The 19,069-nt window shown below is 34.1% G+C and carries 21 protein-coding genes and 1 pseudogene; 19 read left to right on the top strand and 3 right to left on the bottom strand.

Annotated elements, in window-relative coordinates; all coding sequences use genetic code 11:
• Positions 1–225: pseudogene (locus IRZ80_RS16610) on the bottom strand (hypothetical protein); the annotation flags it as partial.
• 402 nt (positions 226–627) lie between these two features.
• On the opposite strand from IRZ80_RS16610, the gene IRZ80_RS16605 reads away from it, so the two are divergent.
• Positions 628–1,863: a TMEM143 family protein gene (locus IRZ80_RS16605; protein WP_194642698.1), complete on the top strand. Its 1,236-nt coding sequence runs from the start codon at positions 628–630 to the stop codon at positions 1,861–1,863.
• Between the two features lie 65 nt (positions 1,864–1,928).
• On the opposite strand, the gene IRZ80_RS16600 is transcribed toward IRZ80_RS16605, so the two are convergent.
• Both IRZ80_RS16600 and IRZ80_RS16595 read right to left on the bottom strand, forming a co-directional pair.
• Complete coding sequence (locus IRZ80_RS16600; RefSeq protein ID WP_194642697.1) at positions 1,929–2,201, bottom strand: DUF4242 domain-containing protein; 273 nt, start codon at positions 2,199–2,201, stop codon at positions 1,929–1,931.
• A gap of 426 nt (positions 2,202–2,627) precedes the next feature.
• Complete coding sequence (locus IRZ80_RS16595) at positions 2,628–2,987, bottom strand: toxin-antitoxin system YwqK family antitoxin (protein WP_194642696.1); 360 nt, start codon at positions 2,985–2,987, stop codon at positions 2,628–2,630.
• A 576-nt stretch (positions 2,988–3,563) separates the two neighbouring features.
• Between IRZ80_RS16595 and aspS the strand changes: the two genes are divergently transcribed.
• The 18 genes from aspS to nuoK all read left to right on the top strand — a co-directional run bounded on the left by aspS (position 3,564) and on the right by nuoK (position 19,064).
• Positions 3,564–5,315, top strand: a complete 1,752-nt coding sequence (gene aspS, locus IRZ80_RS16590; RefSeq protein WP_194642695.1) for an aspartate--tRNA ligase — start codon at positions 3,564–3,566, stop codon at positions 5,313–5,315.
• An 11-nt stretch (positions 5,316–5,326) separates the two neighbouring features.
• Positions 5,327–7,195 carry a hypothetical protein gene (locus tag IRZ80_RS16585; protein WP_194642694.1) on the top strand — a complete coding sequence of 623 codons (1,869 nt, stop codon included), beginning with the start codon at positions 5,327–5,329 and terminating at the stop codon, positions 7,193–7,195.
• Between the two features lie 2 nt (positions 7,196–7,197).
• Positions 7,198–7,608 carry a hypothetical protein gene (locus tag IRZ80_RS16580; RefSeq protein WP_194642692.1) on the top strand — a complete coding sequence of 137 codons (411 nt, stop codon included), beginning with the start codon at positions 7,198–7,200 and terminating at the stop codon, positions 7,606–7,608.
• A 169-nt stretch (positions 7,609–7,777) separates the two neighbouring features.
• Positions 7,778–7,972, top strand: a complete 195-nt coding sequence (locus IRZ80_RS16575) for a cold-shock protein (RefSeq protein ID WP_115814005.1) — start codon at positions 7,778–7,780, stop codon at positions 7,970–7,972.
• A gap of 231 nt (positions 7,973–8,203) precedes the next feature.
• Positions 8,204–8,569: an NADH-quinone oxidoreductase subunit A gene (locus tag IRZ80_RS16570; RefSeq protein WP_194642690.1), complete on the top strand. Its 366-nt coding sequence runs from the start codon at positions 8,204–8,206 to the stop codon at positions 8,567–8,569.
• A 161-nt stretch (positions 8,570–8,730) separates the two neighbouring features.
• Complete coding sequence (locus IRZ80_RS16565) at positions 8,731–9,279, top strand: NADH-quinone oxidoreductase subunit B (protein ID WP_115814007.1); 549 nt, start codon at positions 8,731–8,733, stop codon at positions 9,277–9,279.
• A 3-nt stretch (positions 9,280–9,282) separates the two neighbouring features.
• A complete protein-coding gene (locus IRZ80_RS16560) occupies positions 9,283–9,816 on the top strand; it encodes an NADH-quinone oxidoreductase subunit C (protein ID WP_194642689.1) in 534 nt (177 codons plus the stop codon).
• Positions 9,817–9,839: 23 nt separating this feature from the next.
• A complete protein-coding gene (locus tag IRZ80_RS16555) occupies positions 9,840–11,078 on the top strand; it encodes an NADH-quinone oxidoreductase subunit D (protein ID WP_194642688.1) in 1,239 nt (412 codons plus the stop codon).
• A gap of 80 nt (positions 11,079–11,158) precedes the next feature.
• Entirely contained in the window at positions 11,159–11,689 is a 531-nt protein-coding gene (gene nuoE, locus IRZ80_RS16550) for a complex I 24 kDa subunit family protein (RefSeq protein WP_194642687.1), read from the top strand.
• 3 nt (positions 11,690–11,692) lie between these two features.
• Positions 11,693–12,763: an AAA family ATPase gene (locus IRZ80_RS16545; RefSeq protein WP_194642686.1), complete on the top strand. Its 1,071-nt coding sequence runs from the start codon at positions 11,693–11,695 to the stop codon at positions 12,761–12,763.
• Positions 12,763–13,392, top strand: a complete 630-nt coding sequence (locus IRZ80_RS16540) for a DUF3226 domain-containing protein (RefSeq protein WP_194642685.1) — start codon at positions 12,763–12,765, stop codon at positions 13,390–13,392. Before IRZ80_RS16545 ends, IRZ80_RS16540 begins: the two co-directional genes overlap by 1 nt.
• 7 nt (positions 13,393–13,399) lie before the next feature.
• Positions 13,400–14,767, top strand: a complete 1,368-nt coding sequence (nuoF, locus tag IRZ80_RS16535) for an NADH-quinone oxidoreductase subunit NuoF (RefSeq protein ID WP_194642684.1) — start codon at positions 13,400–13,402, stop codon at positions 14,765–14,767.
• 79 nt (positions 14,768–14,846) lie between these two features.
• On the top strand, positions 14,847–15,878 hold the full coding sequence (locus tag IRZ80_RS16530; RefSeq protein ID WP_194642683.1) for a 2Fe-2S iron-sulfur cluster-binding protein: 1,032 nt from the start codon (positions 14,847–14,849) through the stop codon (positions 15,876–15,878).
• Between the two features lie 2 nt (positions 15,879–15,880).
• A complete protein-coding gene (nuoH, locus tag IRZ80_RS16525) occupies positions 15,881–16,933 on the top strand; it encodes an NADH-quinone oxidoreductase subunit NuoH (protein WP_194642682.1) in 1,053 nt (350 codons plus the stop codon).
• A 111-nt stretch (positions 16,934–17,044) separates the two neighbouring features.
• Positions 17,045–17,563 carry an ORF6N domain-containing protein gene (locus tag IRZ80_RS16520; RefSeq protein ID WP_194642681.1) on the top strand — a complete coding sequence of 173 codons (519 nt, stop codon included), beginning with the start codon at positions 17,045–17,047 and terminating at the stop codon, positions 17,561–17,563.
• A 126-nt stretch (positions 17,564–17,689) separates the two neighbouring features.
• Entirely contained in the window at positions 17,690–18,235 is a 546-nt protein-coding gene (locus tag IRZ80_RS16515) for a NuoI/complex I 23 kDa subunit family protein (RefSeq protein WP_194642680.1), read from the top strand.
• Positions 18,235–18,744 (top strand): NADH-quinone oxidoreductase subunit J, encoded by a 510-nt coding sequence (locus IRZ80_RS16510; protein ID WP_111409550.1) that lies wholly within the window; start codon positions 18,235–18,237, stop codon positions 18,742–18,744. The genes IRZ80_RS16515 and IRZ80_RS16510 overlap by 1 nt, the downstream gene beginning before the upstream one ends.
• Positions 18,744–19,064, top strand: a complete 321-nt coding sequence (gene nuoK, locus IRZ80_RS16505; protein ID WP_100432422.1) for an NADH-quinone oxidoreductase subunit NuoK — start codon at positions 18,744–18,746, stop codon at positions 19,062–19,064. The genes IRZ80_RS16510 and nuoK overlap by 1 nt, the downstream gene beginning before the upstream one ends.
• Positions 19,065–19,069 lie beyond the last annotated feature (5 nt).

Genomic DNA, 19,069 nt, shown 5'->3' with positions numbered 1-19,069 from the left:
TTGCAGTCGCATTATAGTTGCCTGAAGAAAATCCCTAGAGTCAAAATCGTTTTGAAACTCTGTCCAATCTACATCAGGGCTGCTCAAATTGGGCTGACTGGTTCTGTAATCCTTTACCTTGTTAACAATTAGCTTATTCAGCTCATTGATACTCCCGTATTTTTGGCGTTCCTCTGCGTTGAGATTCTTAATTCTAGGAATCAATGAAGCTTCAAGGGCTGTCAAACTAGAGTTTACCTATGTTTTTTCTGCGGGCAGGTAATGGTTGTTGTTTAAATTCTCAAATGGCATAATTTAGGTTTTTATTTGTTAAAATGATTAATTATTTCCAAATGTAAAAAATATAAACCGCAAATAACATCACCAAAAACCATGATTTTTAAGCAATTACAAAAACTCCCATTGTCTGCCCTGATCGAGCCGATATCCTCGTATCTCATCTTTTGGAACGAGAGGAGATATAAAGGCAAGGGCGGGAATCAATATCTCCTAATAAAGCCAATTGTTTTGCTCCTTATTGTTTTCAAAATTTAGCTGAGAATTGTCATTAAAAATTTTAAAGATTTCGGCTTTTGTAATTTATCTTTGTGGCACTTATAATTGCCTCATTAAAGTCCCGAATCCAAAATGAAACGAGAACACTACATCCCTTTTGACAAGGAATTCCTGCTCGAAGAGCAGCTTGCGGAATATGCCGGAGACGAAAAACAGGCCGAAGATTTCAAAAAGCTGTTTGACATCATTGAGCATTATTTTCACTACGAAGCCTTTAACCTGATTCGGAACATAAAAAAGAATTACGCTTTTTTTGATCCAGACCTTCCTCCAAAAGAACGGGAAACATTTAAGGAGAAAAGCGATTTTTCAGTTTTTAAAGAGTCATTACATAAAGTTTTGGAATTAAGCAATTATTCCAGAGTCAGTCAGGAAACTCTGGACAAAGCTTTTCAGGATTCCGATTTGATAGGACTGAAACTGGACATTGATCTGGACGTTTATAAAGATTACGAAATATATGTCAGAGGCCAGCATACTGCCAAAGAAAAGATAACTAAATACTTTTTCTGGAAGAAAAAAATCGAAGTCGAATATTATGACCGCGTGATGATTTACCTCAAATATCACGATGCGGATTATTATAAAAAGAATAAGCTCAAGAAGGGGGAAAAATTAATAGAACCCAGAACCGTCGTTTTGAAGATTTTCAAACGCGTTCCCAAAAACGATCTCGAAACAATTTTCCCAAATGCCATTCCCAAAATGTCGCTGACCGACAAACTGCTGTTATGGGTTCCAGGTATTGTCGGGGGAATCTCGCTGTTGAGTGCCAAAGTGATTCCGGCTTTGATTAATATGCAGGCGGCTTATCAATCCGGTGAAACGATTGATCTTTTGAACAGCAAAACATCGTTGAACCAAGGCTTGATTGCTCTTGGAATTTTAGGTGCTTACTTATTCCGCCAATACAATAACTTCGTGAACAAGAAAATAAAGTATTCCAAGATGCTTTCTGACAGTCTTTATTTCAAAAACCTAGGGAATAACAGCGGGGCATTTTATTCTTTACTGAATTCTTCGGAAGAAGAAGTATTAAAAGAAACCATCCTTGCCTATTCATTCTTGAACAAAAGCAAAACTTCATTGACTGAAGAGGAACTGGATCAGCAAATTGAATCTTGGTTTAAGACAAAGCACAGTACCGATCTTGATTTTGATGTTACTGAGGCTTTACAGAAACTAAAAAACAGCGGACTTGGATTTGAAACCAACGGTAAGTGGAATGTAATTCCGCTGGACAAGGCACTCATTAGAATGGATGAGATTTGGGATGGGGTTTTCGATTATAGCGAATTGACAGCTTAACCCTAAGCATAAAAAAAAGGAGAAAGCTTTTAGTAGTTTTCTCCTTTTTTTATAAAACTTACAAACTACTCGGCAGTAACCGGATCAATTATTTCAGTAACCAGACTTATTTTATTAGCTGGAAAGCCACCTTTATCAGCATGTTCCCGAATCATTTCTTCATTCGGGGCAATATATACACAATAAATTTTGTCGTCAGTCACATAACTGTGCTTCCACTGTATTTCCGGCCCCATTTTTCGTAACACATCACAGGATGCATTCGAAATAGCTTTTAACTGCTCCGGCGTTAAATCCCCGGCATTGGGAATCTCCCTTTCAATAACATACTTTGGCATACTAATTAAATTAAAAAGTTAGAATAAAATAATTTATAGAAAACCTCTTTGAATCCATTTTAAAAAAACAAACGGAACTAAAGCGGTTTATACAGAAAGGGGCAGTACAGACAATTGCTTTTTAAACATACAAGCACTACATCAGTCAAAATCGGCTGATACAGTAACCCATAAAAGCCGATTTCTAAACAAACACAAACGTTATGATTCAGTCCATACGCAAATAGATATTTAAACTAACTGACTCTCTATTTTACCCTGAATCACAGCCTGTGTTCTATATTAAAGGTACGATAAATACCGGTACCAAATTCGGGCTTAACAAACTTATAACACTGAAAATCAATGACAAAAAAAAAAAAAAAAAAAAAGGAGGAAACCATAACGGCTTTCCCCCTTTTTCTTAAATTAACTATGTAAAATTATCTAGTTTGAAGTCGCAAAGGCATCTTGTCTCCAATTTTTAACTTTTGCTACTTTATTATTGGAAAAATCCACTTCGCAAAGACTGTTTTTATCATTATTCTGAGACCAGAAAAACCATTTACCAGTTTTTACTCCCGCAACGTATTCGCCAGAGGCAATTTTGTCACCCGCTTCGTTGTAAGAAACCCAAATTCCTTCCAATTTACCATTTTCAAAATATCCTTCTTGCTGCACTTGTCCATTTTCATAAAAATAAGTAGCTTTAAGTTTTTTACCAAATGGCTCTAAAACAGGTTTTGCATCTTGGGCAAAAATTGCACCAGAAAATAATACCGCTGCCAAAATCATTATCTTTTTCATATCGTTAGTTTTTAATTGTTTGTACCTTACTTGTATCAAAATTAGAAACAAATTTCACATTAAAAAAACATTTTGGTAACAATTTCATAACACAGACAAAAGCTTAACATTGGAATTCAAACAACATGTATTTTACTTACAAAATATTACTTTTTTGAAGCGATTTAAAAAAATTGCTGCACTTTTTTGGAGCAGGAACATCTTGCATTTTTGAAAGTTCCCTCCAGCCTTCCACTGTATCTATTGTGCCGAACCCCGGCACAATAGGATGCCGTTTCAGTCTGGGCTAAAATACAGCATTTTTACTTTTTTAAAATTAACCGCTGTTGTCCATAATAAGGACTAACTGGTTATAAAAACTTTTTAGGCATTAACTGTAAATTTAACAAAACAAATAATAAATACAATTTGATATAAAATTCATAATTAGTCCTAAATTTGCACTCGTGCTAAAAAGCAAAAACTAAAATTTATATCATCTACGGAAGTCATAATTGCGGCATTTGAAATTAAAAGGAGGAAGCCCAGCGGGCTTCGGGTATAATAATCTAAATAACACTTGTAAATAAAAATATAATGTACAGAAGTCATACATGCGGAGAGTTAAACGCCTCACATATCAATACCGAAGTTACGCTTGCCGGTTGGGTTCAAAAATCAAGAGATAAAGGATTTATGAATTGGGTAGATTTACGTGACCGATACGGAATTACACAATTGATTTTTGACGAAAGCCGTACCGTAAAAGAAGTTTTTGAAGCTGCCAAAACTCTTGGGCGCGAATACGTGATCCAGATAAAAGGAACCGTTATTGAGCGTGAAGCCAAAAACAAAAATATTCCAACAGGAGAAATAGAGATTTTAGTTTCTGAACTAAATATTTTAAATACTGCTTTGACACCGCCATTTACCATCGAAGATGAAACTGACGGTGGTGAAGACATCCGAATGAAATACCGTTACCTTGACATTCGAAGAAATCCAGTAAAAAACAGCTTGCTTTTCCGTCACAAAGTGGCAATGGAAGTACGTAAATACCTTTCGGATTTGGATTTCTGCGAAGTAGAAACTCCTTATTTAATTAAATCAACGCCGGAAGGCGCAAGGGATTTCGTTGTTCCGTCAAGAATGAACGAAGGACAATTCTATGCTTTGCCACAATCACCACAGACTTTCAAACAATTATTGATGGTGGGCGGAATGGATAAATATTTCCAAATCGTGAAATGTTTCCGTGACGAAGATCTGCGTGCAGACCGTCAGCCGGAGTTTACACAAATCGACTGCGAAATGGCATTTGTAGAGCAGGAAGACATTTTAAATATTTTTGAAGGATTGACTCGTCATTTGCTAAAAGAACTAAAAGGAATTGAAGTTGATAAATTTCCTCGCATCACTTATGAATATGCGATGAAAACTTATGGAAATGACAAACCAGACATTCGTTTCGGAATGAAATTCGGGGAATTGAACGAATTTGCACAGCACAAAGAATTCCCGGTTTTCAACTCAGCTGAATTGGTAGTGGGAATTGCCGTTCCGGGAGCAGGAAATTATACCCGTAAAGAAATTGACGCCTTAATTGACTGGGTAAAACGCCCGCAGGTAGGCGCAAGCGGAATGGTTTACGTAAAATGCAATGATGACGGAACATTTAAATCATCAGTAGATAAATTCTACGATCAGGAAGATTTAGCCAATTGGGCAAAAACAACTAAAGCAAAACCAGGTGACATGATTTTTGTACTTTCTGGACCAGCCGATAAAACAAGAGCACAGTTGAGCGCTTTGCGTATGGAATTAGCTGCTCGTCTTGGATTGAGAAATCCAGCCGAGTTTGCACCGCTTTGGGTTGTCGATTTTCCATTGTTAGAATTTGATGAAGAAAACGGACGTTACCACGCGATGCACCATCCATTTACTTCCCCAAAACCGGAAGATATGCATTTACTGGAAACCAATCCTGGAAAAGTACGTGCCAATGCCTACGATATGGTTTTGAACGGAAACGAAATTGGCGGAGGATCAATCCGTATTCACGACAAAGCAACACAGCAGTTGATGTTTAAATATTTAGGCTTTACAGAGGAAGAGGCCAAAGCACAATTTGGATTCTTAATGGATGCCTTTCAATTTGGAGCTCCGCCTCACGGAGGCTTAGCTTTTGGTTTGGACCGTCTTGTTGCGATTCTGGGCGGACAAGAAACCATCCGTGATTTTATTGCTTTCCCAAAAAACAATTCAGGAAGGGATGTTATGATTGACGCTCCATCCATTATTGATGAATCTCAGTTAAAAGAACTTTCAATAAAATTAGACTTAGAATAGCTGTAAAGAGCATGAAAAAGATTTTTTTACTGCTTTTTGCAATAAACCTATATGCACAGAGCCCAAAACAGGTTTTGTATTCATTTTACGATTGGAAATATCCAAAAATAAAAATCGAAAGCAGCACAATTAGTATTGCCATAGAAGATTCATCAGGCAATAGTATAATTGACAATCAAATATCTGCATATGCAGTAAAAAATCTTAATTTCAGAAATTTAGAAATAGTTTCACCTGGAAAAAGCAACTATTTAATAGATATTCAACCTATAAGCACGAATCTCGCAACAGCTGTAGAAAAAAATACTATTGGAAATGAAATTAGCTATACCGGGAATATTATTTTTGATGCAAAACTAAATTTCACCATAAAACGAAATAATGAAATCATTTACACTAAAGATTTCAATTATTCTCAAACCGTTTCAAGTGTAAGCGCTTACAACAACTATAGCATAAAAACAGAGGAAATTGCAAAAAGCCAAGCACAGCTATTACTTAAAAACTCTAGTGTAACAATTTCTCAAAATTGCCGCGATATCTATAGTAATATTGTTTTATATAATTTTTTCAAAGAAATTAAAGAAACCATTGATTTCAGCAGAATTGAAGAGAACCTTCCTTTATACAAATTCAAAGATGATGATTTTGAACAAATCAATAAATCTGTTGATGCTTTTGAGTTTACCAGAAAATTAGAAGACACTGAAGAAAACTATCTTAAGATAAAAAATCTTCTTCAAGAGAGTATTCAATTTTGGGAAAATGAAGTTTCCAAATATGATGTCAATAATAAAAAAACAAAAAAAATTTATTGGGCATTAATGGCCAATATTTCAATCAGTTACTACGCTTTAGGTGAGAATGTAAAAGCACTCGAATTTAAAGACAAAGCATTACTGGCAGATTATAACAAATCCTATCGGTATTTAACCGAAATGCCTGAGAAAAGAAAACAAGAACTGGCGTTTATATTGAATTCAGAAGGCAAACCCTTTATCAATTTTGCAAATAACAATTTTTCAAAAAAACAGAATTTCGACGCTATATATTTTGCCAATGGCAAAGGAAAATTGATTATTAACAGCAATGTTTCTGATGAAGAAATCGCTATTAAAAAAAATCGTGTTCAAGTTATTTATAATGTTTTGGCATGCTCCAAATTTTATGATTTCCTGATAAATATTGTAAATGATTTTAATGAGAAAGAAGAAGAGAAAAGTTTGTTTTTTAAAAATACCGATGATTACTTTTTAAAATTAACAAAGCGTTACAATGATTTAAGCAAAGAATTACTTGTTGCCGATTTGAAAAATTTTAACATGGATGAGAAACAAGCTATTTTAAAAGCATCTAATAACATCTATTATTTAACCAACGTTCTTTACGACCGCTTAAACCAATCGTCAACCGAGATTAAAGAAGCCGGAAAAGAAAAACACAGCACAGATTTTGATAAAACTTTTAGGCTTATAATCCGAATAAAAGATCTCTTGGCAAATTACGAAGGTAAAACCAAAAAACATGACCTTCAAGCCTTAGCCAATATGGTTTTTATTAGTCAAAATAAAATCCTTATGGATCTCCCTTACATGGGCTTATTGGCAGATGAACTTTCGACCGAGGGATACAGCGAATACACAAAACAAACAAAAGTTTATCAGAGTCTCTTTAAGCAATATAAAAAAACATTGAATTCCTTTTTTGCGAGTGACATTTTAAAAGACTTACACGAAAAAGAAAGAATAAAATTTAATGACATTATGTATTCTTTTTATATGCCTTTATCAAAAGAAAAAATCGAAAATATAAACACTAAATTTAAAAATAAATATAATAGCGAATCTATAGTAAGACTCTTAATGCTGTATTCTAAATAATTATGAAAATCTTTTTACCGATTTCATTTCTTTTTATTTTATATGGCTGTGTTTATGTGCCACAGGCAACTGTAAAAAAAGATATTTATTCAAAACAAGATGCCGATAATCAAGAAAGGGAGTTTAATCTACAGGTCAAAACAGTAAGTTTCTCTGATAAAAACAAATACAATGAAATTGAAATTGAATATGAACTGAAAAACAATTCTAAGCTATACATTTTTGATAAAAAATTAAAGAACTATACATTATTTTTTATCCTAAAGATGAAAGATGGCCGGGAAATTGCAAAAGAAAAAAAAATTTGGTCAATTATTCCCCCAAATACAGCCATAATAGAAAAAGAAAATATTTATGTATCTGATTATCTTGTTCAATCCTGCACAACAAGGATTTATACGACATATAGATAAAAGGACACCACTAAAAAATATTTTCGCAGCAATTAACAAATCTCAATTCAAACAATTAGGTAAAAACACTTGAATATCAATATTTTTACAAAAAAAATAATATCATATTGATTTTCGTATTATATTAAAGATTACATTTGCGATATTATAAATTATTATTACTATTACAATGCGTACAGGTACAGTTAAATTTTTCAATGAATCTAAAGGTTACGGATTCATTACAGACGAAGAAACAGGAAAAGACATTTTTGTTCATGCATCAGGAATCAGCGCGGAAGAACTACGCGAAGGTGACAGAGTTAGCTATGAAGAAGAAGAAGGAAGAAAAGGTAAAGTTGCGGCTAAAGTAGCAGTACTTTAGTATTAAAATAGCTTACTGTTTTATTGCAAAAACGTCTAAAAAACGTTCCGATTTAATCGGAACGTTTTTTTTTGTCCGTATACTAAAAACAGCACTTAAAAGCGTTATTTATAATCAATAAAAATTAGGACCGCATTAAGTTAATGTTTCTACTAAATATGATACAAAATTTGTGTTTTAGTTACACTAAAGCTATCTTTGTAACTTAATATAAAGCAAAAATTGATAATTATGCAATCTGAACAAATAAACTATATCCCAATCTTTATGCAGCTTGTTTTAGCTGTAGGATTTGTTGTAGGCATGATCATTATTTCAGGAAAATTAGGACCAAAAAGGCTCTCTGAAAATAAAGACAAAAACTTCGAATGCGGTATCGAATCAGTTGGAAACGCAAGAATCCCTTTTTCAGTAAAATACTTCATCGTAGCCATTTTATTTGTACTTTTCGATGTAGAGGTAATATTTCTATACCCTTGGGCTGTGAATTTCAAAGACTTAGGCATCGAAGGGATGATAAAAATGATTATCTTTATGTTACTTCTTTTAGTCGGCTTCTTCTATATCATCAAAAAGAAAGCTCTAGAGTGGGAATAAATTAAAAATTCAGGTTTTTGGATTTTAGACTTTAGATTATGCCAACTAAGAAAATTTAAAACTAGAATTTAAAATTTAGATTTTTTTTAAAATATAAAATATTGATTTTATTTATATGCTTCATTAGAATCAAAAATTTAAAATCTAAAATCAAAATTAAAATGAGTGATTCAAAAGTAAATATGGTTGCCCCGCCAGAAGGTGTTACTGGAGAAGGGTTCTTTGCTACAAAACTGAATGATGTTGTGGGATTAGCACGTGCAAATTCTCTTTGGCCTTTGCCTTTTGCTACTTCTTGCTGCGGTATCGAATTCATGGCAACAATGGCTTCACATTATGATTTGGCACGTTTTGGTTCTGAAAGGGTAAGTTTTTCTCCTCGTCAAGCCGATATGCTTTTAGTAATGGGAACAATCTCAAAAAAAATGGCACCAATTCTGCGTCAAGTATATGAACAAATGGCCGAACCTAAATGGGTAATTGCCGTTGGTGCCTGCGCTACATCTGGAGGAATTTTTGACACTTACTCTGTATTGCAGGGAATCGACAAAGTAATTCCAGTAGACGTTTATGTCCCTGGCTGTCCTCCTCGTCCGGAACAAATTGTAGATGGTGTTATGCAGCTTCAGGAATTAGTTAAAAACGAATCTGTAAGAAGAAGAAGTTCACCTGAGTACAAAGAATTATTGGCATCTTATAACATTCAATAAAAAATGGCATTAGAGACAACAGAAATTCAAGAGAGGTTAATGGAAAATTTTGGATCAAAAGTTTCAAACTTTGAACAAGCAAAAGATATTTTCACTTTTGAAGCAGATTCGGACATCAATACAGCCGTTATCTTATTTTTAAAAAATGATCCAACTTTACGTTTTCATTTTTTAACCGATTTATGCGGCATACATTATCCTGATAACGAAGAAAACAGACAGTTTGCTGTCGTTTACCACTTACACAATTGGTACGAAAACAAACGCATCAGAATTAAATCTTTCCTAAACGGTTCCAATCCAGAAATTAAAAGCATATCAAACATTTTTCTGTCTGCCAATTGGATGGAAAGAGAAACGTATGATTTCTTTGGAATAAACTTTATCGGGCATCCTCAATTGAAACGTATTCTGAATATGGATGAAATGATTTCTTTTCCAATGCGTAAAGAATTCCCAATGGAAGACAGCGGAAGAACAGATAAGGATGACAGATATTTTGGAAGAACAACAACCAATCAGCCGATAGTAAAATAAATATAATTTTTCACATTAGATAAATGTCAGAACTATTATTACCACCAGAGCATCGCTATGCTAAAATAATCAAAGAGCGACACAATGAAGACGGAAGCGAGCTTTCCATTCTGAATTTAGGCCCTACTCACCCAGCTACACACGGTATTTTTCAAAATATTCTGTTGATGGATGGTGAAAGAATTCTTGAAGCTGAACCAACAATAGGTTACATTCATAGAGCATTCGAAAAAATTGCCGAAAATCGTCCTTTTTATCAAATCACACCTCTAACAGATCGTATGAATTATTGTTCGTCTCCTATCAACAATATGGGATGGTGGATGACAATTGAGAAAACCTTAGGAATTGAAGTGCCAAAACGAGCACAATATCTTCGTGTTATTGTAATGGAGTTGGCAAGAATCTCAGATCACCTGATTTGTAATTCGATTCTTGGAGTTGACACTGGTGCTTATACTGGTTTTCTATATGTAATGCAGTTTAGAGAGAAAATCTACGAAATCTACGAAGAAATCTGCGGAGCACGTCTGACAACTAATATGGGAAGAATGGGCGGTTTTGAAAGAGACTGGTCTCCAGAAGCTTTTAGAAAACTAGATGCTTTTTTAGAAGAATTCCCAGCAGTATGGAAAGAATTTGAAAATCTATTTGTTAGAAACCGAATTTTCATTGACAGAACTGTTAATGTAGGAGCGATAAGTGCTGAAAAAGCTTTGGCTTATGGATTTACCGGACCAAATTTACGTGCTGCAGGAGTAGATTATGATGTACGTGTAGCACAGCCATACAGCTCTTATGATGATTTTGATTTCATCGTTCCAGTAGGAAAATCGGGAGATACTTATGACCGTTTTTGTGTCAGAAATGCTGAAGTTTGGGAAAGTTTAAGCATTATCCGTCAGGCTTTGGAAAAAATGCCGGAAGGAAATGAATACCATGCTGATGTTCCTGAATATTATCTTCCTCCAAAAGAAGATGTTTACAATAGTATGGAATCCTTGATTTACCACTTCAAAATTGTGATGGGAGAAATTCCTGTTCCAGTTGGTGAAGTCTATCATCCAGTAGAAGGAGCAAATGGTGAAGTAGGATTCTATTTAGTAACCGACGGAAGCAGAACTCCTTATAGATTGCACTTTAGAAGACCTTGCTTTATTTTCTACCAAGCTTATCCAGAAATGATTAAAGGTTCAATGTTATCTGATGCAATTGTTATTTTATCAAGTTTAAATGTTATTGCAGGAGAATTAGACGCATAAAAAAATTAAGATTGCAGAATGTAGATTGCAGATTGCAGATTAAAAATCTAAAGTCTAAAATCTAAAATCTAAAATTAAAAATGGAAAGAACACATTACAAACAAGAAATAAATATGACCGAAGCATTGATGTCCCGCATCAATGAATTAATCAGTCATTATCCAGAAGATAAACGAAAATCAGCTTTACTTCCCGTTTTACATGAAGTTCAGGACGCTCACGATAATTGGCTGAGTATTGAATTACAGGATAAAGTTGCCGAAATTCTACTAATAAAACCAATCGAAGTGTATGAAGTAGTAACTTTTTACACGATGTTTAACCAAAGACCAATTGGCAAATACATGTTTGAATTTTGCCAGACTTCACCTTGCTGTTTAAACGGAGTTGAGGATTTAATGGATTACACCTGTGAAAAATTAGGCGTTGGAATTGGAGAAACAACCGCTGACGGTCTTTTTGAAGTAAGAGGAGTAGAATGTCTGGGTGCTTGTGGTTATGCTCCAATGATGCAATTGGGTGATTTTTACAAAGAACATTTGACAAAAGAAAAAGTAGATCAGTTAATTGCTGACTGCAAAGACGATAAAATAATATTACACGATAAATAAAAAGTGGAAAACAATCATTTAACTTATTTCAAAATCGAAAATTTCAAGAAGTTTGACTCTCTTGAGGTAAACGATATTGGACAATTTAATTTGATTGTTGGCGATAATAATGTTGGAAAGACTTGTTTGTTGGAGGCTTTGTTGTTTGATGAAAAAGGAGAAGTATTAATTTCTAATTTTCATATGGGCTTAAGCAAAAGAGGAATGGATTTCAAAGCTGTCAAAATCCCATATGATATAGATGGTAGAATTGTTTTTGACTATGAATTCCCTCAAGGTCATTATTTCACTTGGGTAGAACAAAATAAGAATCAAGCTATTCGTTTTACATTTCACACACTTTTAGAAAAAAACAAATCAGTTTCAATATCTCCGATTAGTATTGGTGGTAATAAACAATTAGACAAATCGTCTGAATTAAAAGTAACATTTACTAACCATGTAGTATTGATTAATGATAAAACTTTTAACATCTATAATTACGATGAGAATATCCTAGACTTTCCCATGATAAGTTTTAATGATTCTCCTCTAGAAGAAGAAACAATAAAACTTTATGAAAGTTTGAAGACCAAAAATGATAAAAAAAATTTAATCGAAGTACTAAAAATAATAGATAGAAGATTAGTTGGGATAGATTTTAGAGAAAATTTTGAAGATTTAAAATCCGTTTTTTTAATCAGTTATGAAGATAAAGAAGAGTATTTCCCATTAAACACATTGGGAGATGGTTTCAAAAGAATATTTTATATCGTTTTGAAAATGTTATCCTTAAAAGGAAAAAGAATTTTAATCGATGAAATTGAAATAGGCATTCATTATTCCAAAATGAAAGATTTTTGGGTAAACATAATGAAGGTTTGTAAAGAGTTAGATGTACAATTATTTGCAACGACACATAGTCAAGAATGTACAGAAACATATATTGAGGCATCAAACTTGTTGAATTATAATAATGAAATTAGATTAGTAAAGCTAGAAGAAAGCACCAATAAAGATAAAATTTATGCTTCAACTTTTACATACAACCAAATTAGTGCAGGATTAGATTCTAATGTTGAATTAAGGGGTTAATGAAAGAGTACGGTTTAAATAAAATATTTGTTGAAGGTAAAAGCGATAAACTGTTTATTGATTTTTTGCTTAAATCCTTTTTTAAAATTGAAGATTCAAGTATCGTAATTGATGTAAAAGGGAAAGACAAATTAATAGATCAGCCGTTATTAGCTGATATTAAAAGAAAAGAAGAAAAAGCAAAAAATATAATTATTTTTGACACCGATTCAACAAAAATTAATGGAGGCAGGGAACAAAGAATAAAAGATTTAAATAATGTTGAAATTGAGTTAGGCGTAAAATTTGAAATATACTTATTGCCATTTAATGACGAGCGAGAAGGAATTTTAGAGGATTTATTAAACATTTGCGTTAAAAATGATTTTAGCTTTTTTGATAAGTGTTGGAAAGTAATGTTAAATTGTATAGATGATTCAAAAACTGAAAACTTAAATATTCCAGCACAAAAAGCATTTTTATATTCAAAAATTGATTTGTTTAAAAAATACAGAAGTACGAATTGGGATTATAAAGGTTCTACAGTTTATGATTATTCGGATAAAAATATTTGGGAGATAAACCCTGATGAAAATATAGAATTAAAAAAATTATTAGATTTCATAGATAAAAATCTATTTAATAATTAAATAAATTATGTCACAAAAAATATTATTAGACAAAATCAATATTCCAGGCATTAAAACCTACGAAGTATATCGTGCTAACGGCGGTTATGCTTCTGTAGAAAAAGCCTTAAAAACCTTAACGCCGGATGAAGTAGTTGAAGAAGTAAAAACTTCGGGATTGCGCGGTCGTGGTGGTGCTGGTTTCCCAGCAGGTATGAAATGGAGTTTTATTGACAAAAAATCAGGAAAACCAAGACATTTGGTTTGCAATGCTGATGAATCTGAACCAGGAACATTCAAGGATCGTTATTTGATGGAATATATTCCTCATTTATTGATCGAGGGAATGATTACTTCCAGTTATGCATTGGGCGCAAACCGTTCCTATATCTACATTCGTGGGGAATATATGTGGGTTTATAAAATATTAGAAAGAGCCATCGCCGAAGCTAAAGCAGCAGGCTGGTTAGGAAAAAATATATTGGGTTCTGGATTTGATTTAGAATTACATGTCCAAATCGGTGGCGGAGCCTACATCTGTGGTGAAGAAACTGCTTTGATTGAATCATTAGAAGGAAAAAGAGGAAATCCTCGTATCAAACCGCCATTCCCAGCTGTTTCTGGGCTTTGGGCTAACCCAACAGTTGTAAATAACGTAGAAACTATTGCAGCAGTGCCTTGGATTGTAAACAATTCGGGAGCAGATTATGCAAAAATTGGTATCGGAAGATCTACAGGAACCAAATTAATTTCAGCTTCGGGACATATTAAGAATCCTGGTGTTTATGAAATTGAATTAGGATTAAGTGTTTACGAATTCATGAATTCCGACGAATATCTTGGCGGAATGAGTTCTGACCGTCCTTTGAAAGCTTTTGTACCCGGAGGAAGTTCTGTTCCGGTATTACCAGCACATTTAATTTACAAAACTGCCGCAGGCGAAGATCGTTTGATGACATACGAATCCTTAAGCGACGGTGGTTTTGCCACTGGATCAATGCTGGGTTCCGGAGGATTTATCGTATATAATGATACTTCTTGTATCGTTCGTAATACCTGGAATTTCTCCCGTTTTTACCACCACGAAAGCTGTGGACAGTGCACGCCCTGCAGAGAAGGAACAGGCTGGATGGAAAAAGTATTGCATAGAATTGAAAATGGACACGGTCGCGAAGAAGATATCGAGTTACTATGGAGTATTCAAAGTAAAATAGAAGGAAATACAATCTGTCCACTTGGAGACGCAGCAGCCTGGCCGGTAGCAGCGGCTATTCGTCACTTTAGAGATGAATTTGAATACCATGTTCGTTTCCCTGAAAAAATAAAAAACAGAGACCATTTTGTTGATGAACCTTTTGAAAAAGTAAAGCATTTGGTAGCAAAACAAACAGTATAAAAAGTTGATGGTTGTTGGTTGATAGTTGATGGAATTCCAGAAACAAACAACCAACAACCATCAACTAACAACTAATAATATGAAAGTAACCATAGACGGTCAAGAAATTGAAGTAGAAGCAGGAACAACGATTCTGCAGGCTGCGCGCATGATTGGAGGCGATGTTGTTCCGCCAGCAATGTGCTATTATTCTAAACTAAAAGGGAGCGGCGGTAAATGCCGATGCTGTTTAGTCGATGTAACCAAAGGAAGTGATGCTGACCCAAGGCCAATGCCAAAACTAATGGCATCTTGTGTTACAGGCTGTCAGGACGGAATGGAAATCGCCAGTAAAGCATCCCCAAGAGTTCAGGAAGCAAGAAAATCGGTAACAGAATTTTTGTTGATTAACCATCCGCTTGACTGCCCTATCTGTGACCAGGCTGGAGAATGTGATCTTCAGAATTTAAGCTTCGAACACGGAAAATCAGCATCGCGTTATATTGAAGAAAAAAGAACTTTTGAACCAGAAGATATTGGTCCAAATATTCAATTACACATGAACCGCTGTATTTTATGTCAAAGATGTGTACAAGTTGCCGATCAATTGACAGACAATCGTGTTCATGGCGTAATGGATCGTGGTGATCATGCAAACATCTCTACTTGTATTTCAAAAGCCATAACAAATGAATTTTCTGGAAACATGATTGATGTATGTCCCGTTGGTGCTTTGACTGATAAAACGTTTAGATTTAAATCAAGAGTTTGGTTCAACAAACCTTATAATGCACACAGAGAATGTACCACTCCAGGATGCTGCGGAAAAACTACCGTTTGGATGTTTGGAAATGAAATTCAGCGTGTGACTGGCCGTAAAGATGAATTCCACGAAGTAGAAGAATTCATTTGTAACACTTGCCGTTTTGACAAAAAGGAGGTTTCTGACTGGGTGATTGAAGGACCACGCGAGTTTGAAAAAGATTCAGTTATTAATCAAAATAACTATACACGTCCGTTGGAGAAAGTAGAAATCGCTACTGAGAAAAATATTCTTTTGGGCAGAGACCAAGACCGTAAAAAGATAAGTATGGCTTCAAATCCATTGGACATTAACACTCAAAACTCTTAAAAATGGATAGTACATTTGTTATAGAAAAAGGTGTATTTATAGTAGTAATTTTTGCTCTTACTATGCTTATGGCTATGTATTCTACATGGGCTGAACGTAAAGTAGCTGCCTTTCTGCAGGATAGAGTTGGTCCAAACCGTGCAGGATGGGGAGGATTATTGCAGCCGCTTGCTGATGGAGGTAAATTATTTGCAAAAGAAGAATTTTTTCCAAATACTCCTAATAGATTTTTATTTGTAGTAGGGCCAGCAATTGCAATGAGTACTGCCTTGATGACAAGTGCTGTTATTCCTTGGGGAGATAAATTACACTTGTTTGGAAGAGATATTTTATTGCAGGCAACTGACGTTAATATTGCTGTCTTATATGTTTTTGGAGTAGTTTCTCTTGGTGTTTATGGTATAATGATTGGAGGATGGGCTTCGAATAATAAGTTCTCTTTGATGGGAGCTATCAGAGCGGCATCACAAATGGTTTCTTATGAAGTAGCAATGGGATTATCAATAATCGCTTTGACTATGATGACAGGAACTTTAAGCCTGAAAGAAATCTCAATACAGCAATCAGAATGGCACTGGAATGTTTTGTATCAGCCATTGACTTTTCTGATTTTCCTGATTTGTTCTTTTGCTGAATTAAACAGAACTCCTTTCGACTTAGCGGAATGTGAATCGGAATTAATTGGAGGATATCATACAGAATATTCTTCAATGAAAATGGGATTCTATTTATTTGCCGAATATGCAAATATGTTTGTTTCCTCTACTATCATGGCAGTCTTATTTTTTGGCGGATACAATTATCCTGGAATGGGATGGGCTGTAGAGAATTTAGGAGTAAATATTGCCAACGTAATTGGAATGGCTGTTTTGTTTGCAAAGATATGCGGATTTATTTTCTTCATTATGTGGATTAGATGGACGATACCAAGATTTAGATATGACCAATTAATGCATCTGGGATGGAGAATTCTTATTCCGCTTGCGATTGCAAATATTATGATAACCGGAGTTGTTATTTTGAGAAGTGAAATAGCTGTTTATTTAGGATTTTAATTTTTTTTAATAACCTATTTGGTTCCAATTTACGAATCGGTTAAAACATAACATATCGTATTTTATGACACCTAAATAAATTATAACTATTGATTTTTGTAGATTAAACTTATGGATGAAATAGGAATTCCAAGTGAAATTATAACTAATAAGATTTATTTTATTAGAAATCAAAAAGTAATGCTGGATAGTGATTTAGCAGAACTTTACGCTATTGAAACAAAACAACTAAAGCGTCAGGTTAGAAGAAATTTAGAGCGATTTCCAGATGATTTTATGTTTGAGCTTTCGGCTGTAGAGTTTGAAATCTTGAGGAGCCAAATTGGCACCTCAAGTTGGGGAGGAAACAGATTAGCACCAATGGCTTTTACAGAACAAGGTGTTGCAATGCTTTCGAGTGTTTTAAATAGTCCAACAGCAATAAAAGTTAATATTCAAATAATTCGTGTTTTTACAAAAATTACAAAAGATTTGTCAGACAATTTGAATATAAAATTAGAAATTGAGGATATCAAAAATAAATTATCTCATCAAAGTAAAAACATTGAATTGGTTTTTAATTATTTAGATGAACTAATTGACAAACAAGAAAATAAAATTGAAAGAAATAAAATTGGATATAAAAACTAAATTGATTAATTCACAAATGCCCTAGCCCTGATAGCAGTGGAAATCCTTTTATTTTTTTCCTTTAAAAACATAAAAGATTGCAACGGATAGCAGGATTAGCTCCAAAATAAAAATAAAAAATAAAAAATGTCAATAGAAACTATATCCTTATCGGGAAGAAAAAAAGTGGTCTCCAACAAGGAAATGACTTTTTTGGAACGCATGTATCTGATTGCGATTGTAAAAGGTTTAGCCATTACGATAAAACACTTTTTTAGAAAAAAAGCAACAATTCAATATCCTGAGCAGGTTCGTGTAATGAGTCCTGTATATCGTGGTCAGCACATGCTGAAACGCGATGAACAAGGGCGTGAGAACTGTACCGCTTGCGGATTATGTGCTTTGTCTTGTCCTGCTGAAGCTATCACGATGAAAGCCGGAGAGCGTAAAGCAGATGAAAAACATTTGTACAGAGAAGAAAAATATGCTGAGATATATGAAATCAATATGTTAAGATGTATTTTTTGCGGACTTTGCGAGGAAGCTTGTCCAAAGGATGCAATTTATTTGACTATTTCTAAAGAATTGGTTCCTGCCAATTATGACAGAGAAGATTTCATTTTCGGAAAAGACAAACTGGTTATGCCACTTGAAATGGCTTTGAAAAACACTCAACTAAAAAACGCTAACTAATGTCAACAGTACTTATTTTATTTTGCGTATTGTCTGCAATCACATTGCTAACAGCATTTTTAACCATTTTTAGCAGAAATCCAATACACAGCGCTATCTATTTAGTGATTTGTTTTTTCTCTATTGCAGGACATTATTTACTGCTGAATGCCCAGTTTTTGGCCATTGTACATATCATAGTTTATTCGGGAGCGATAATGATTTTACTGCTCTTTACGATAATGCTTATGAATCTTAATGAAGCTGATGAAGTTCACAAGCCGAGGTTCACAAGGTTGGGAGCTATTGTTTCCTTTTGTTTGGTGTGTCTGGTTTTGATAAAAATCTTTATTAATTCGAAACCAATCGTAGAGTATGATTATACTGGCGAAGATTACCAGTCGATAAAAGTACTTGGAAAAGCATTGCTGAATGAGTATATGGTGCCATTCGAATTTGCTTCTATCTTATTATTAGTAGCGATGATTGGAACTGTGTTATTGTCTAAAAAAGAAAAATTAGAAAAATAATGAATAATATTTTAACTCAAATTGGTATAGAGAACTATATCTTCCTGTGTGTAACACTTTTTTGTATCGGGATTTTTGGGGTTTTGTATAGACGAAATGCAATCATTGTGTTCATGTCTATCGAAATCATGCTGAATGCTGTTAACTTATTGTTTGTGGCTTTCTCTACTTACCACCAAGACACACAAGGACAAGTATTCGTATTTTTCTCCATGGCAGTAGCAGCTGCAGAAGTTGCGGTAGGACTCGCCATATTGGTTTCAATATTTAGAAATATTGGATCAATCAGCATCGATAATTTAAAAAACTTAAAAGGATAAATGGC

Source organism: Flavobacterium sp. HJJ, from assembly GCF_015351475.1.
GTDB classification, from domain to species: domain Bacteria; phylum Bacteroidota; class Bacteroidia; order Flavobacteriales; family Flavobacteriaceae; genus Flavobacterium; species Flavobacterium marginilacus.
This window is presented reverse-complemented; position numbering and strand designations above follow the sequence as displayed.

Excerpts from the sequence above, each read along its gene's own strand:
- IRZ80_RS16605 (WP_194642698.1), top strand. The coding sequence starts at position 628 with ATGAAACGAGAACACTACATCCCTTTTGACAAGGAATTCCTGCTCGAA.
- IRZ80_RS16600 (WP_194642697.1), bottom strand. The coding sequence starts at position 2,201 with ATGCCAAAGTATGTTATTGAAAGGGAGATTCCCAATGCCGGGGATTTA.
- IRZ80_RS16595 (WP_194642696.1), bottom strand. The coding sequence starts at position 2,987 with ATGAAAAAGATAATGATTTTGGCAGCGGTATTATTTTCTGGTGCAATT.
- aspS (WP_194642695.1), top strand. The coding sequence starts at position 3,564 with ATGTACAGAAGTCATACATGCGGAGAGTTAAACGCCTCACATATCAAT.
- IRZ80_RS16585 (WP_194642694.1), top strand. The coding sequence starts at position 5,327 with ATGAAAAAGATTTTTTTACTGCTTTTTGCAATAAACCTATATGCACAG.
- IRZ80_RS16580 (WP_194642692.1), top strand. The coding sequence starts at position 7,198 with ATGAAAATCTTTTTACCGATTTCATTTCTTTTTATTTTATATGGCTGT.
- IRZ80_RS16575 (WP_115814005.1), top strand. The coding sequence starts at position 7,778 with ATGCGTACAGGTACAGTTAAATTTTTCAATGAATCTAAAGGTTACGGA.
- IRZ80_RS16570 (WP_194642690.1), top strand. The coding sequence starts at position 8,204 with ATGCAATCTGAACAAATAAACTATATCCCAATCTTTATGCAGCTTGTT.
- IRZ80_RS16565 (WP_115814007.1), top strand. The coding sequence starts at position 8,731 with ATGAGTGATTCAAAAGTAAATATGGTTGCCCCGCCAGAAGGTGTTACT.
- IRZ80_RS16560 (WP_194642689.1), top strand. The coding sequence starts at position 9,283 with ATGGCATTAGAGACAACAGAAATTCAAGAGAGGTTAATGGAAAATTTT.
- IRZ80_RS16555 (WP_194642688.1), top strand. The coding sequence starts at position 9,840 with ATGTCAGAACTATTATTACCACCAGAGCATCGCTATGCTAAAATAATC.
- nuoE (WP_194642687.1), top strand. The coding sequence starts at position 11,159 with ATGGAAAGAACACATTACAAACAAGAAATAAATATGACCGAAGCATTG.
- IRZ80_RS16540 (WP_194642685.1), top strand. The coding sequence starts at position 12,763 with ATGAAAGAGTACGGTTTAAATAAAATATTTGTTGAAGGTAAAAGCGAT.
- nuoF (WP_194642684.1), top strand. The coding sequence starts at position 13,400 with ATGTCACAAAAAATATTATTAGACAAAATCAATATTCCAGGCATTAAA.
- IRZ80_RS16530 (WP_194642683.1), top strand. The coding sequence starts at position 14,847 with ATGAAAGTAACCATAGACGGTCAAGAAATTGAAGTAGAAGCAGGAACA.
- nuoH (WP_194642682.1), top strand. The coding sequence starts at position 15,881 with ATGGATAGTACATTTGTTATAGAAAAAGGTGTATTTATAGTAGTAATT.
- IRZ80_RS16520 (WP_194642681.1), top strand. The coding sequence starts at position 17,045 with ATGGATGAAATAGGAATTCCAAGTGAAATTATAACTAATAAGATTTAT.
- IRZ80_RS16515 (WP_194642680.1), top strand. The coding sequence starts at position 17,690 with ATGTCAATAGAAACTATATCCTTATCGGGAAGAAAAAAAGTGGTCTCC.
- IRZ80_RS16510 (WP_111409550.1), top strand. The coding sequence starts at position 18,235 with ATGTCAACAGTACTTATTTTATTTTGCGTATTGTCTGCAATCACATTG.
- nuoK (WP_100432422.1), top strand. The coding sequence starts at position 18,744 with ATGAATAATATTTTAACTCAAATTGGTATAGAGAACTATATCTTCCTG.